Origin of the sequence: Streptococcus sp. HMSC076C09 (assembly GCF_001837905.1) — a bacterium.
Classification (GTDB): Bacteria; Bacillota; Bacilli; order Lactobacillales; family Streptococcaceae; genus Streptococcus; species Streptococcus parasanguinis_I.
The window spans coordinates 62,067-76,181 of record NZ_KV834627.1 but is presented as its reverse complement, the minus strand read 5'-3'; the positions used below and the strand labels follow the sequence as shown (position 1 = coordinate 76,181).

The 14,115-nt window shown below is 40.4% G+C and carries 13 protein-coding genes and 1 tRNA gene; all 14 read left to right on the top strand.

Features of this window, described 5'->3' with window-relative positions:
• Nucleotides 1-36 precede the first annotated feature (36 nt).
• Nucleotides 37-124 (top strand) — tRNA-Ser (locus tag HMPREF2704_RS03005).
• Between the two features lie 62 nt (nt 125-186).
• Complete coding sequence (gene mreC / locus HMPREF2704_RS03000) at nt 187-1,005, top strand: rod shape-determining protein MreC (protein ID WP_070590584.1); 819 nt, start codon at nt 187-189, stop codon at nt 1,003-1,005.
• Between the two features lies 1 nt (nt 1,006).
• A complete protein-coding gene (mreD, locus tag HMPREF2704_RS02995; RefSeq protein WP_070845636.1) occupies nt 1,007-1,507 on the top strand; it encodes a rod shape-determining protein MreD in 501 nt (166 codons plus the stop codon).
• Nucleotides 1,508-1,600: 93 nt separating this feature from the next.
• Nucleotides 1,601-2,845, top strand: a complete 1,245-nt coding sequence (pcsB, locus tag HMPREF2704_RS02990; RefSeq protein WP_070845632.1) for a peptidoglycan hydrolase PcsB — start codon at nt 1,601-1,603, stop codon at nt 2,843-2,845.
• A 178-nt stretch (nt 2,846-3,023) separates the two neighbouring features.
• Nucleotides 3,024-3,998 (top strand): ribose-phosphate diphosphokinase, encoded by a 975-nt coding sequence (locus tag HMPREF2704_RS02985; protein ID WP_049490632.1) that lies wholly within the window; start codon nt 3,024-3,026, stop codon nt 3,996-3,998.
• Between the two features lie 49 nt (nt 3,999-4,047).
• Nucleotides 4,048-4,188, top strand: a complete 141-nt coding sequence (locus tag HMPREF2704_RS11385) for a hypothetical protein (RefSeq protein ID WP_176744607.1) — start codon at nt 4,048-4,050, stop codon at nt 4,186-4,188.
• A 262-nt stretch (nt 4,189-4,450) separates the two neighbouring features.
• Nucleotides 4,451-5,185 (top strand): carboxypeptidase-like regulatory domain-containing protein, encoded by a 735-nt coding sequence (locus HMPREF2704_RS02980; protein WP_070845630.1) that lies wholly within the window; start codon nt 4,451-4,453, stop codon nt 5,183-5,185.
• Between the two features lie 88 nt (nt 5,186-5,273).
• A complete protein-coding gene (gene srtB, locus HMPREF2704_RS02975) occupies nt 5,274-6,122 on the top strand; it encodes a class B sortase, LPKTxAVK-specific (protein WP_070845628.1) in 849 nt (282 codons plus the stop codon).
• 155 nt (nt 6,123-6,277) lie between these two features.
• Nucleotides 6,278-7,459, top strand: coding sequence for a pyridoxal phosphate-dependent aminotransferase (locus tag HMPREF2704_RS02970; protein WP_045760081.1), 1,182 nt, complete (start codon nt 6,278-6,280; stop codon nt 7,457-7,459).
• On the top strand, nt 7,443-8,222 hold the full coding sequence (gene recO / locus HMPREF2704_RS02965; RefSeq protein ID WP_049486261.1) for a DNA repair protein RecO: 780 nt from the start codon (nt 7,443-7,445) through the stop codon (nt 8,220-8,222). The genes HMPREF2704_RS02970 and recO overlap by 17 nt, the downstream gene beginning before the upstream one ends.
• The gene (plsX, locus tag HMPREF2704_RS02960) at nt 8,219-9,214 is read left to right on the top strand and encodes a phosphate acyltransferase PlsX (protein WP_021154191.1); all 996 of its coding nucleotides are present in this window, start codon (nt 8,219-8,221) and stop codon (nt 9,212-9,214) included. Before recO ends, plsX begins: the two co-directional genes overlap by 4 nt.
• A 3-nt stretch (nt 9,215-9,217) precedes the next feature.
• Nucleotides 9,218-9,466: an acyl carrier protein gene (locus HMPREF2704_RS02955; RefSeq protein WP_021154192.1), complete on the top strand. Its 249-nt coding sequence runs from the start codon at nt 9,218-9,220 to the stop codon at nt 9,464-9,466.
• A 149-nt stretch (nt 9,467-9,615) separates the two neighbouring features.
• Nucleotides 9,616-10,323 carry a phosphoribosylaminoimidazolesuccinocarboxamide synthase gene (gene purC, locus HMPREF2704_RS02950; RefSeq protein ID WP_070845626.1) on the top strand — a complete coding sequence of 236 codons (708 nt, stop codon included), beginning with the start codon at nt 9,616-9,618 and terminating at the stop codon, nt 10,321-10,323.
• Nucleotides 10,324-10,386: 63 nt separating this feature from the next.
• The gene (locus tag HMPREF2704_RS02945) at nt 10,387-14,112 is read left to right on the top strand and encodes a phosphoribosylformylglycinamidine synthase (protein ID WP_070845624.1); all 3,726 of its coding nucleotides are present in this window, start codon (nt 10,387-10,389) and stop codon (nt 14,110-14,112) included.
• Nucleotides 14,113-14,115 lie beyond the last annotated feature (3 nt).

The following is a 14,115-nucleotide window of genomic DNA, read 5'->3' as shown; positions in this document are numbered from 1 at the left end:
TGAGGTCGGTGGTTCGAGTCCACTCGTGCCCATTTTGGAGAATTACTCAAGAGGCTGAAGAGGACGGTTTGCTAAATCGTTAGGTCGGGTAACCGGCGCGGGGGTTCGAATCCCCCATTCTCCGTATAATTTCCAAGTTTGAGATTTCATCTCAAACTATTTTTTATATTTTTGAAGGTTTTATCTATGTTCTTGAATCGATTCTTTAAAATTTTTAGTTTTGTGTTTGTTTTAACTGTTTCAGGAATTTTATTTCTTTTTCCATCTGTTAGAACTTCGATTGTTTTAAAATCTTCTGATCTATTAGCTATTGTTGATAAGGCAGTATCGGTACCATTTGTTGTTGTGGAATCTAAGGCAAAGGATTTAAAGAATTTATCTGAATTAAATGATGAAAACTGTTCGTTAAAATCACGTCTTTATCAAAAGGATATTGACCAGTCAAAACTTAACCGTTTGGAATCAGAAAATAGAGAATTAAAGGATTTGATGTCAATCAAGAATTCTGTATCGGGTTCTAAACAAGTCGTTAGTGAGATTATTGACCGTAATTATGGTTCGTGGGATCAGGAATTTGTTATTGATAAAGGTAGTTCAGATGGAATTTCTGATTCTATGTTTGTTCTTTCGTCTGGTGGCGTCATTGGTGTGGTAGAAAGTATAGAGAAAAATTCTAGCAAAGTGAAATTATTAGTCGAAGATACTATTTCTTCACAACACCTGACGTTTAAAATTGAGAGTCAAGGTCAATCTATTTTTGCTTTATTAAATGGTTATGACGAGAAGACAGGTGAGTTTCGGTTGTTGCAAATTGGTGATCCAGTTGAAATTAAAAAAGGATCTCTGGTTTCAACAAGTGGTTTAGGAAAATATAAGAGTAGTGATTTACCTCTTGGTACAGTGACTTCTACTCAAAAGGCATCTGATCAGTTAGGTCAAGAAATTCGTGTGAAACCAAAGGCTAATTTAGATGTCAATCGTTATGTACTATTGATTGGAGAGTAGTGTGAAAGTCATACGTAAGTACCATTTTTTCCCTTTAATCTTATTCTTATCTTTATTTGTTGACGGGCAGATCTCTTTTCTTATTTCTCGTTTCTGTCCAAACTCCTTTGAACCTACTTCATTTTTATTTCTATATGGTTTTATGTTATTGAGTCTCTATTTCTCTGAGATAGCTAGTATTTGGTGGGGAGTCTTCTTTGGTTTTTGTTTTGATGTGTATTTTTTACACACTCTAGGAATTGCATTCATAGTATTTCCTATACTACAGGTGATTTTTTATCGGTGTAATCAGATTATTTTGGTCAATCGATTGACTCGTTTTTTTACATTTTTATTAACGATTCTGTTGTTTCAGATTTTAACAAATCTTCTGTTGATTCTTTTTGTCGGTATAAAATTTAACTGGATCACACTAATTATTTACCAAATGGCGCCTAGTTTAATTTTGAATGTGCTTCTATTGATAGTATTACAGCCTTTACTTGAAAAGATTTATTTATAAATTAGAAATAAAAATGTAACAATAGCGTAATATAAATTTTTAAAAAATTTGTTATACTAGTTAGTGTCTTATTAGAAAGGGAAAATTTATCTAATGAAGAAAAAATTATTTGCCACAATCTTATTGAGTACAGTTGCTTTATCACAAGGTGCTGTCGTAGCAGGTGTATCAGCTGACTCAACAGATGATAAGATTGCTGCTCAAGATAACAAAATCAATAGTATTAATCAACAACAACAAAGCGCACAAGCTCAGGTAGATCAAATTCAAGGTCAAGTATCTGAAATTAAAAAACAACAAGAAAATCTTCAAGCTGAAAATGATCGTTTGAATGAAGAATCTGAACGATTGTCAGCCGAGATCGATGAGTTGTCAAAAAATATTGTTGCTCGTCAAGAATCACTTGCAAATCAAGCACGTAGTGCTCAAACAACTGGAACTGCAACAAGCTATATTAATGCGATTGTTAGCTCTGGATCTTTGACAGAAGCGATCTCACGTATTTCTGCTATGAATGAAATTGCAGATGCTAACAACAAAATGTTGCAAGAGCAAAAACGTGATAAAGAAGACATTGCACAAAAACAAAAAGAAAACAACGACGCTATCAATACTGTTATTGCAAATAAACAGCAATTAGAAGATGATGCGCAAGCTTTGTCAACTAAAGAAGCTGAGTTGAAAGTGGCACAATTGAATTTGGCAGCTGAAAAATCATCTGCTGAAAACGAAAAGAACGCTTTGTTGCAACAAAAAGCGGAAGCTGAAAAAGCGGCAGCGGCAGCGGCAGCAGCTGAAGCAGCTTACCGTGCAAAACAAAAGGAACAACAAGCAGCTGTGAAAGCTTCTGCAAATACTACCCTTCAAGCTCAAGTTCAGGCAGCAGCTCAAACACCTGCTGCAACACCAGCGGCAGCAGCTCAAACACCTGCAGCAGCAGCTCAACCTGCTGTTCAAACTCAAGCAGCAGCACCAGTAGCAACTGTTTCTCGTCCAACTTATAGTACATCTGCATCATCTTATCCAGTTGGTGAATGTACATGGGGTGCGAAGACATTGGCTCCATGGGCTGGTGATTACTGGGGTAATGGTGGACAATGGGCAGCAAGTGCAGCGGCAGCAGGATTCCGTACAGGATCTCAACCACAAGTTGGTGCCATTGCATGTTGGAATGATGGTGGATATGGACACGTAGCAGTTGTTACAGCCGTTCAATCTACAACAAGCATCCAAGTTTCTGAGTCTAACTATAATGGTATCCGTAGTATTGGTAACTACCGTGGTTGGTTTAACCCAACAACAGCACAAGGTACTGTTACTTATATCTATCCAAACTAAGAATTACACTGAAGCAGAACATTTGTTCTGCTTCTTTTTTGATAGAATTTAGGTAGTGATAGATTTTGTAATTTCCATAAATTAATATTTGAATATTTGCTTAAAAAGCGATAAAATGATTACAGGAGAAATTTGTGCTGACTGTACAATATGGTTTTAGATTTTACTGGAGGAAATCATGTCATTTTCTGATTTAATGCTCTTTGCTTTGTCGTCAAATCAAGAATTGGCTCAACGTGTGTCTCGAGAAATGGGACTACCGCTTGGAAAGTCAACGGTTCGTCAATTTTCTGATGGAGAAATTCAGGTTAATATTGAAGAATCAATCCGTGGGAAAGATGTTTATATTTTGCAATCCACTAGCTCACCGGTTAACGATAATCTAATGGAAATTTTGATAATGGTAGATGCGTTGAAACGTGCTAGTGCGCAATCCATTAATGTGGTGATGCCATATTACGGCTATGCTCGTCAAGACCGGAAAGCTCGAGCTCGTGAACCAATCACTTCTAAGTTGGTAGCCAATATGCTTGAGGTTGCTGGAGTTGATCGCCTGTTGACAATTGATTTGCATGCCGCTCAGATTCAAGGTTTCTTTGATATTCCTGTTGACCACTTGATGGGTGCGCCTTTGATTGCCGACTTTTTTGAACGTCGGGGGATGATTGGGAAAGACTATGTTGTTGTCAGTCCAGACCATGGTGGTGTGACTCGTGCTCGGAAATTAGCTGAATTTTTGAAGACACCGATTGCGATTATTGATAAACGTCGAAGTGTCGATAAGATGAATACGAGTGAAGTGATGAATATCATTGGGAGTGTTGAAGGCAAGACTTGTATTTTGATTGATGATATGATTGATACAGCTGGTACAATTTGTCATGCGGCGGATGCCCTTGCAGAAGCAGGTGCTGTTGAAGTTTATGCAAGCTGTACTCACCCTGTTTTATCAGGACCAGCGATGGACAACATCCAAAAATCAGCCATTAAGAAGTTGGTGGTGTTGGATACGATTTATCTACCTGAAGATCGATTAATTGATAAGATTGAGCAAATTTCGATTGCGAAACTTCTTGCAGAGGCTATTGTTCGCATTCACGAAAATCGTCCTCTTTCCCCTCTATTTGAAATCGGAAATGCCAAAAAATGTTAACAATAAGGAGGCTGGGTAACTAGCCTCTTTTATTTAGGAGGATATACAAATGGAAATCAGAAAATGGTTGGAAAATCTAAAAAAAGAAAAGAAACGGAAAAAACTGGTTCGAGCAGCTAAAGAACTAGAAGCAAAGGCTGATCCTAGTTTGCCCAAGAAACGATTGCCAAAAAATGGGGTGGTGAAATAATAGTAATTAAGCAAAAACATAATCTATAGAGAATTTTTCGGCATAGATTGAGTCAGTAGTGCATAACAGGAAGATAATGGAGAAGATATACCATTAATTTTTGTGTATCAATTTCGTAATTTTATCTTTCAAATAGGTCAAAACCTTAAACTTTTTTAAAAAAATTAAAGAAAAAGTCTTGACATGGGAAGAATATCCTAGTATACTAGTCATAGTTACGAAGTAACGAATAATTTTTGAAAAGAAAAAAGGAGATAAAACAATGAAAAAAGTTTTATTATCATCAGTAGCAGCTCTTGCAGTATTCGCTGCAGCAGCACCAGCATTTGCAGAACAAGATCTTGATACTGCTAAAACTGCAGTAGTAACTGTATCAGGAAAAGAATACAAAGTTTATTACAATAAAGCTGGTGAAGAAATTGGACGTAGCGAAATTATTAAAGATAATTCAACAGCAACAGCTCCACAAGAAAACCCACGCGACGCTGGAAACAATCTTAATCCTGACGGAACTCCAAAACGTGTTGTACCAAACGGAACACATGCTCGTATCAACGTTAAAGACCGCGTAGGTGCTCCAGTTGCTGGTGTTACAGTTGACTTCCTTGTAAACGGAGTTGCTTCACAAGCAGTTACAGATGCAAATGGTGATGCTTCAATTGCAGCACCTGCTGGAACAGTTGTTCGTTACCGTGTAGCAGCAGCACCTAAAGGTTACTTCCAAAACCCTAACCAAGAAGGTTCAATCGTTGTAGGTGGTGACATGTTCACTAACGCATACCTTGTAATCGAAAAAACTGATAGCTACTTGAACCCTAACTATACTCCAGGTAGCGATAACAAACCAGGTACTGCTAACGGATCTAAAGAAGAAGCTAAAGCGGAAGCTAAAGCAGAAGCTCAAAAATCAGAAGATGCAGCTAAAGCTTCTAAAAATGGTAAAGCAGCTTCAGCTCAAGCTGGTAAAGCTCTTCCAAAAACAAGCGCAGTTAAATAATTTGATTATTAATTAGCTCGTAAAATATCACTGGACCCTCGGGTTCAGTGTTATTTTTTAGAAAAAATCATCAAGAGGAGATCGATCAATGAAAAGAGCTGGGGAAAAAAGTTCAACTAAATTGGGCCTTGTGATTGCTGCTCTTGTTGCAGTTGTTGTGCTTGTTGCTGGATTTATTTTCTTTAATCCTTTTGGAGGAAGCAAGTCATCTAGCACGGCTAAAAAGACAACTGGAACAAGTTCAACCAAGCAAGAAACTAAATATGAACCAAGTCAAGAAGAAAAAGATTACCTGAAAAATCGTTTTGCTCAGTTAACAGCTGTTAACCCTGAAGCAATTGCTTATGTCTACGCACCGGGTACTGAATTGGATGAACCTGTCGTACAAACTACTGATAATGAAACTTATTTGAATAAGACGTTTGATGGTGGGAATGAGCCATACATGGGAACAGTCTTCATGGATATGGACAACAAGAAAGACTTCAGTGATCGTTTGACTTGGCTGTTTGGTCATGCTCGTGGTAGTAAGGTCGGCGATCATCGCATGTTTAATGATGTCAACTACTATGACAAACAAGAGTATTTGGACCAACATCCGTATGTTGTGATTGAGACACCAGAGCGGAAATACTACTATGAAGTAATGGGCTTGGTTATTGTCCCTGAGGATACTGCTTTCTACCGTACAAGCTTTAAAGATGATAAAGATTTCACCACTCAGTTGAAGAATATCTATGAGTCAGCTCGTACGAAGAATCCTAATATCAAGATCAAAGCATCTGATAAGTATTTAGTATTGTCAACTTGTCGTGAAGAGGATGAAACGATTCGTTCTAACCTCTACCTTCGTCGAATTCCTGATTCAGAAATGAAGGATTTTGTGGCAAAACATGCGGATCAATTGAAATATGTGGCAACACGTGGTCAACAATAATGGCTTGAAAGACTTAGCATTGCTAAGTCTTTTTTGTATGGAAGAATTATTGAAATGTCCTTTGATGGTGAACAAAAGATGGGGATCTGGCTTGTTCTTTTGCGATGGGGTCCTATTTATAGTATAATGAATGTAAGTGTTTTTGGAGGTGTTCTATGGATTTAACGAAACGTTTTAATAAAAATCTGAATCGGATTGAAGTTTCTTTGATTCGTCAGTTCGATCAATCAATTTCTTCCATTCCTGGTGTCTTGCGTTTGACGTTGGGGGAACCGGATTTTACAACTCCTGAACATGTAAAAGAAGCAGGAAAGGCTGCTATTGATGCAAATTTTAGCCATTATACTGGGATGAGTGGCTTGCTAGCTCTGCGTGAGGCTGCGAGTCAATTTGTGGCTGATAAATATGGTATTCACTACCGTCCTGAGGATGAGATATTGGTGACGATCGGTGCGACTGAAGCCCTATCTGCAACCTTGACAGCGATCTTGGAACCTGGAGATGTAGTACTTCTTCCGGCGCCAGCTTATCCTGGTTATGAACCGATTGTGAATTTGGTTGGGGCGGAAATTGTCGAAATTGATACGACAGCAGATCGTTTTGTCTTGACGCCTGAAAAGTTGGAAAAGGCGATTCTAGAGCAGGGTGAAAAATTGAAGGCTGTTATTCTCAATTATCCAGCTAATCCAACGGGTGTCACTTATTCGCGCGAACAGATGGCAGAATTGGCTGCTGTCCTAAAAAAATATGAAGTTTTTGTGATTTGTGATGAAGTTTATTCAGAGCTAACTTATACTGGAGAAGCGCATGTCTCTATGGCATCCTTCATTCCTGAGCAGACCATTGTCATTAATGGTTTGTCTAAGTCTCATGCCATGACAGGCTGGCGACTTGGCTTTATCTTTGCTCCGGCTGTATTGACGGCTCAACTCATCAAGAGTCATCAGTATTTGGTAACGGCTGCTGGAACGATGAACCAGTATGCTGCGATTGAGGCCTTGACTGCTGGTCGGGATGATGCAGAGCCGATGAAGCAGGAATATGTGAAGCGTCGGGATTATATTATTGAAGAGATGTCCGCGCTTGGGTTTGAGATGATTAAGCCAGATGGAGCCTTTTATATTTTTGCTAAAATCCCAGCTGGCTATAATCAGGATTCCTTTGCTTTCTTACAGGATTTTGCGCGTGAAAAAGCGGTTGCTTTCATTCCTGGTGCTGCTTTTGGCCAATATGGTGAAGGCTATGTGCGTTTGTCGTATGCAGCCAGCATGGAGGTTATCAAGGAAGCTATGAAACGCTTGAAGGAGTATATGGAAGAACATGCTGGAGTCAATTGAGACCCGGGGAATTGTCCTGTATAATCGGGAGTTTCGTGAGGATGACAAGCTGGTCAAAATTTTCACAGAGAAGTCAGGGAAGCGGATGTTTTTTGTGAAACATGCGGGAAAATCACGGTTGAATCCCATGTTGCAACCTTTGGTAACGGCAGATATGTTGTTGAAAATCAATGATGATGGGTTGAGTTATATTGATGATTTTCAAGATGTGCAGGTTTATAAGAAAATCAATGCAGATCTTTTTGCCCTTTCTTATGCGACCTATGTTCTGGCACTTGCGGATGCAAGTATTCAGGATAATCAGGTGGATCCAGCCCTGTTTGCTTTTTTGGAAAAGACCTTGTCTTTGATGGAAGAGGGACTGGATTATGAGGTTTTAACCAATATTTTTGAGATTCAGATTCTATCACGATTTGGAGTTATCTTGAATCTGCATGAATGCTGTTTCTGTCATCGGGTTGGACTTCCTTTTGATTACTCTTTTCGGTATAGTGGGGTCCTTTGTCCGGATCATTATGATCAGGATGAGAGACGAGCCCACTGGCATCCGAATGTTCTCTATTTATTGGATCAGTTTCAAGCAGTACGATTCAATGAGTTAGAGACAATTTCTCTACAAGCGGAGATGAAAGCAGCTCTGCGTCAGGCAATTGATCAGTTGTATGAGGAGTATGTAGGGATCCATTTAAAAGCTAAAAAGTTTATCGATTCCTTGAGTGATTGGGGAGCGATTATGAAAGATTCATCTGGAGGTGAAACATGAAAAAAATTGCAGTAGATGCAATGGGGGGCGATAATGCACCTCAAGCCTTGGTAGAAGGTGTGAATCAAGCCATTCGTGATTTTGATGATATTGAGATTGTCTTGTATGGCGATGAGGCAAAAATCAAAGACTATTTAACCGCAACAGAACGTGTATCGATTGTGCATACGGAAGAAAAAATCGATTCAGATGATGAGCCAACACGGGCCATTCGTCGGAAAAAACAGGCTTCGATGGTCTTAGCTGCCAAGGATGTGAAGGATGGTGAGGTCGATGCCATGCTATCTGCGGGAAATACAGGTGCGCTATTGGCGGCTGGTTTCTTTATCGTTGGCCGCATCAAAGGGGTGGAACGCCCTGGCTTGATGTCGACACTTCCAACGGTTGATGGTCGTGGCTATGATATGCTAGACTTAGGGGCCAATGCGGAAAATACACCAGAGCACTTGCATCAGTATGCTGTGATGGGATCCTACTATGCTGAAAATGTTCGTGGGATTCAAAAACCTCGCGTGGGTTTATTGAACAATGGGACAGAAGCTAGTAAAGGAGATCCTTTGCGCAAGGAAACCTACCAATTGTTATCTGAGGATGAGTCGATTCATTTTGTTGGAAACGTGGAAGCGCGTGACTTGATGGATGGCGTTGCTGATGTCGTTGTGGCGGATGGTTTCACGGGAAACGCTGTCTTGAAAACGATGGAAGGAACGGCTTTTGGGATCTTGAAGCAATTGAAACAAGCAATTGCCACAGGAAACTGGAAGGCGAAATTGGGAGCTTTTCTGCTCAAGGACCGTTTGAAATCATTGAAGCAAACCTTGGATTTCTCAGATGTTGGAGGAGCGGTCTTGTTTGGCCTTCAAGCACCTGTTGTTAAAACGCATGGTTCGAGTGATGCCAAAGCTGTCTATAGCACGATTCGTCAGATTCGGACCATGTTAGAGACAGATGTTGTTGGAAAATCAGTGAAGGAATTATCGAAGGAAGGGTAATGTATGAGTAAACAAAACGAAATTTTAGTTACAATTGAGGAATTTCTCAAAGATCGCAAGGGTCCAGACTTTCAAGTATCTTTGGAATCTGACTTACGTAAGGATTTACAGGCGGATTCTGTTGAATTGATGGAATTTATTATCAATCTTGAGGATGAATACCAAATTGAGATTCCGGACAAGGCTATTGATGAATTTAACACAGTAGGGGATGTTGTCGACTATATCGAAAAACGAACTGCTGGTCACTAATGAAAAAGGGATCGTTCAGAGATTATTCTGGATGATCTTTTTTCTGTCCTTTTTATTCGGATTCTGCTTGTATTGTACGGAATTTTATTGAAAATACACTTTGTATGTGATAGAATGAAGGTGATAAAATACGAAAGGCGAACAAAGTCATGACCAATCAACTGATTTATACTGGGAAAGCTAAGGATATCTATACTACTGAGGACGAACATGTGATTAAGTCGGTCTATAAGGACCAGGCAACCATGCTTAATGGTGCTCGTAAGGAGACTATTAAGGGAAAAGGTGTGCTAAATAATCAGATTTCGTCTCTTATTTTTGAAAAATTGAATGCTGCGGGTGTAGCGACGCACTTTATCGAACGTATTTCAGATACCGAACAATTGAATAAGAAGGTTACCATCATTCCTTTGGAGGTTGTTCTTCGTAATGTGACGGCGGGTTCTTTTTCTAAACGGTTTGGTGTGGAAGAAGGTTTGGAATTAGAAACTCCAATCGTTGAATTTTACTACAAGAACGATGAGTTGGATGACCCGTTTATCAATGATGAGCATGTGAAGTTCTTGGATATTGCCAATGATGAACAAATTGCTTATATCAAGGAAGAAACGCGTCGTATCAATGAATTGCTGAAAGATTGGTTTGCACAAATTGGTCTTCGTTTGATTGATTTCAAATTGGAATTTGGCTTTGATAAGGATGGTAAGATCATCTTGGCAGACGAATTTTCACCAGATAACTGCCGCCTTTGGGATGCTGAAGGGCACCATATGGACAAGGATGTTTTCCGTAGAGATTTGGGTAGCCTAACGGATGTATATAAGGTTGTGTTAGAGAAGTTGCAAGACTTGAAATAATTTGGTTGAAACGGAAAACCTTCGTCTTCAAGAGCATTTTTGAATAGAAGTAAAGGAACTAAAATGGATAAACGTATTTTCGTTGAGAAAAAAGCTGATTTTCGTGTGAAATCGGACTCTTTAGTAAAAGAATTACAGCATAATCTTCAGTTGAAAACCTTGAAGGATCTTCGGATTGTTCAGGTTTACGATGTTTTTGGTTTGGCAGAGGATTTGTTTGCGCGTGCGGAAAAACATATCTTCTCTGAGCAAGTGACCGATACTGTTCTGGATGAAGCTGCGGTTCAGGCTGATCTTGAGAAGCATGCTTTCTTTGCTATCGAAAGTTTGCCTGGTCAATTTGACCAACGTGCGGCATCTTCACAAGAAGCTTTGCTTTTGCTTGGTAGTTCAAATGATGTAACGGTGAACACAGCACAATTGTACTTGGCCAACAAGGATATTGATGCGAATGAGTTGGAAGCTGTCAAAAACTACCTTTTGAACCCAGTGGATTCTCGCTTCAAAGATATCACTGTTGGTATTGCGAAACAGGATTTCTCTGAGTCTGACAAGACCATTCCAAGCTTGGATTTCTTTGAAACTTATACGGCAGAAGATTTTGCACAGTATAAGGCTGAGCAAGGATTGGCCATGGAAGTGGATGACCTTCTTTTCATTCAAGATTACTTCAAGTCTATTGGACGTGTGCCAACTGAGACTGAGTTGAAGGTTTTGGATACTTACTGGTCTGACCACTGCCGTCACACGACTTTCGAGACGGAGTTGAAAAACATTGACTTCTCAGCTTCTAAATTTGAAAAACAATTGCAAGCGACTTATGACAAGTATATTGCCATGCGTGATGAGTTGGGACGTACAGAAAAACCTCAAACATTGATGGATATGGCGACTATTTTTGGTCGTTATGAGCGTGCCAATGGTCGTTTGGACGACATGGAAGTGTCTGATGAAATCAATGCCTGCTCAGTTGAAATTGAAGTGGATGTCAATGGTGTCAAAGAACCATGGCTTCTCATGTTCAAGAACGAAACCCATAACCACCCAACGGAAATCGAACCTTTTGGTGGAGCGGCTACTTGTATCGGTGGTGCCATTCGTGACCCATTGTCAGGGCGTTCATATGTTTACCAAGCTATGCGTATCTCAGGTGCTGGCGATATTACAGCTCCAATTGCTGAAACTCGCGCTGGTAAATTGCCACAACAAGTGATTTCTAAAACAGCGGCTCACGGTTATTCTTCATACGGTAACCAAATTGGTCTTGCAACAACTTACGTTCGTGAATACTTCCACCCAGGTTTCGTTGCTAAGCGTATGGAGCTAGGTGCAGTTGTCGGTGCGGCTCTTAAGGAAAATGTTGTCCGTGAGAAACCTGAAGCAGGTGATGTGATTATCTTGCTCGGTGGTAAGACTGGACGTGATGGTGTCGGTGGTGCGACAGGCTCTTCTAAAGTTCAAACGGTTGAATCTGTTGAAACAGCTGGTGCTGAGGTTCAAAAAGGGAATGCCATCGAAGAACGTAAGATTCAACGTCTTTTCCGTAATGGGGATGTGACACGTCTTATCAAGAAGTCAAATGACTTTGGTGCTGGTGGTGTCTGTGTGGCTATCGGTGAATTGGCAGATGGTCTTGAAATTGATCTAGACAAAGTGCCATTGAAATACCAAGGCTTGAACGGTACAGAAATTGCCATCTCTGAATCTCAAGAACGTATGGCTGTAGTGGTTCGTCCAGAAGATGTAGATGCCTTCGTTGCTGAATGTAATAAAGAAAATATTGATGCTGTTGTCGTTGCGAAAGTGACTGAAAAACCAAATCTTGTCATGCACTGGAATGGTGAAACAATCGTTGATTTGGAACGTCGTTTCCTTGATACAAACGGTGTACGTGTTGTCGTAGATGCTAAGGTGGTTGACAAGGATGTCAAGCTTCCAGAAGAGCGTCAAACATCTGCTGAAACCCTTGAAGCTGATACTCTTGAAGTCTTGGCTGACCTTAACCATGCCAGTCAAAAAGGTTTACAAACCATCTTTGATAGCTCAGTTGGTCGTTCAACAGTCAATCACCCACTCGGTGGTCGCTACCAAATCACACCAACGGAAGCTTCTGTACAGAAATTGCCAGTCCAACATGGCGTGACAACAACTGCTTCTGTTATGGCGCAAGGATTCAACCCTTATGTAGCAGAATGGTCTCCATATCATGGCGCTGCCTATGCAGTAATCGAAGCAACAGCTCGTTTGGTTGCTGCTGGTGCAAACTGGTCTAAGGCTCGTTTCTCTTATCAAGAATATTTCGAGCGTATGGATAAACAAGCAGAGCGTTTTGGTCAACCAGTATCAGCTCTCCTTGGATCAATCGAAGCTCAGATTCAACTTGGTTTGCCATCTATCGGTGGTAAAGACTCTATGTCTGGTACCTTTGAAGAATTGACAGTACCACCAACCTTGGTTGCTTTTGGGGTAACAACTGCGGATAGCCGTAAGGTTCTTTCTCCAGAATTCAAAGCTGCTGGTGAAAATATTTACTACATTCCTGGTCAAACTTTGGCACAAGAAATTGACTTCGAACTTATCAAGTCTAACTTTGCTCAATTTGAAGCCATCCAAGCTGACCACAAAGTGACAGCTGCATCAGCTGTTAAATATGGTGGTGTGGTTGAAGCTCTTGCCCTTGCAACATTTGGGAACCATATTGGAGCTAACGTCGAATTAGCTGACCTTGACACTAGCTTGACAGCTCAATTGGGTGGATTCGTCTTCACATCGCCTGAAGAAATTGCAGGTGTTGCCAAGATTGGACAAACAGTAGCTGACTTTACACTTACTGTCAATGGTGTAACGCTTGATGGACACAAACTTGACAGTGCTTTCCAAGGTAAATTGGAAGAAGTTTACCCAACGGAATTTGCACAAGCAACTGAGTTGGAAGAAGTACCGGCTGTAACAACAAATGCTGTGATTAAAGCTAAAGAAACAGTTGACACACCAGTAGTTTACATCCCGGTATTCCCAGGTACCAACTCAGAATATGATTCCGCTAAGGCCTTCGAAAAAGAAGGAGCAAAAGTCAACTTGGTACCATTTGTCACACTGAATGAAGAGGTAATTGTCAAGTCTGTTGACACCATGGTTGACAATATCGAAAAAGCTAATATTATCTTCTTTGCAGGTGGCTTCTCAGCAGCGGATGAACCAGATGGATCAGCTAAATTCATCGTAAACATCTTGCTCAATGAAAAAGTACGTGCAGCTATCGATCACTTCATCGAACGTGGTGGTTTGATTATTGGTATCTGTAACGGATTCCAAGCCCTTGTCAAATCAGGTCTTCTTCCATATGGTAACTTTGAAGATGCAAGTAGCACCAGTCCAACCCTCTTCTACAACGATGCCAACCAACACGTGGCTAAGATGGTAGAAACACGGATTGCCAACACCAACTCACCATGGCTTGCAGGCGTGAAAGTTGGTGATATCCATGCCATCCCAGTATCACACGGTGAAGGGAAGTTTGTCGTGACAGCTGAAGAATTTGCAGAGCTTCGTGACAATGGTCAAATCTTTACCCAATATGTTGACTTCGAAGGTAAACCAAGCATGGATTCAAAATACAATCCAAATGGTTCTGTCCATGCGATTGAAGGGATTACCAGCAAGAACGGTCAAATCATCGGGAAGATGGGACACTCAGAACGTTTCGAAGACGGTCTCTTCCAAAATATTCCAGGAAATAAAGACCAACATCTCTTTGCATCAGCGGTTAAATACTTTACTGGAAAATAAAAG

What these genes read in the sequence shown, in the direction of transcription:
- mreC (WP_070590584.1), top strand. Translation starts at nt 187, where the DNA reads ATGTTCTTGAATCGATTCTTTAAAATTTTTAGTTTTGTGTTTGTTTTA.
- pcsB (WP_070845632.1), top strand. Translation starts at nt 1,601, where the DNA reads ATGAAGAAAAAATTATTTGCCACAATCTTATTGAGTACAGTTGCTTTA.
- HMPREF2704_RS02985 (WP_049490632.1), top strand. Translation starts at nt 3,024, where the DNA reads ATGTCATTTTCTGATTTAATGCTCTTTGCTTTGTCGTCAAATCAAGAA.
- HMPREF2704_RS11385 (WP_176744607.1), top strand. Translation starts at nt 4,048, where the DNA reads ATGGAAATCAGAAAATGGTTGGAAAATCTAAAAAAAGAAAAGAAACGG.
- HMPREF2704_RS02980 (WP_070845630.1), top strand. Translation starts at nt 4,451, where the DNA reads ATGAAAAAAGTTTTATTATCATCAGTAGCAGCTCTTGCAGTATTCGCT.
- srtB (WP_070845628.1), top strand. Translation starts at nt 5,274, where the DNA reads ATGAAAAGAGCTGGGGAAAAAAGTTCAACTAAATTGGGCCTTGTGATT.
- HMPREF2704_RS02970 (WP_045760081.1), top strand. Translation starts at nt 6,278, where the DNA reads ATGGATTTAACGAAACGTTTTAATAAAAATCTGAATCGGATTGAAGTT.
- recO (WP_049486261.1), top strand. Translation starts at nt 7,443, where the DNA reads ATGCTGGAGTCAATTGAGACCCGGGGAATTGTCCTGTATAATCGGGAG.
- plsX (WP_021154191.1), top strand. Translation starts at nt 8,219, where the DNA reads ATGAAAAAAATTGCAGTAGATGCAATGGGGGGCGATAATGCACCTCAA.
- HMPREF2704_RS02955 (WP_021154192.1), top strand. Translation starts at nt 9,218, where the DNA reads ATGAGTAAACAAAACGAAATTTTAGTTACAATTGAGGAATTTCTCAAA.
- purC (WP_070845626.1), top strand. Translation starts at nt 9,616, where the DNA reads ATGACCAATCAACTGATTTATACTGGGAAAGCTAAGGATATCTATACT.
- HMPREF2704_RS02945 (WP_070845624.1), top strand. Translation starts at nt 10,387, where the DNA reads ATGGATAAACGTATTTTCGTTGAGAAAAAAGCTGATTTTCGTGTGAAA.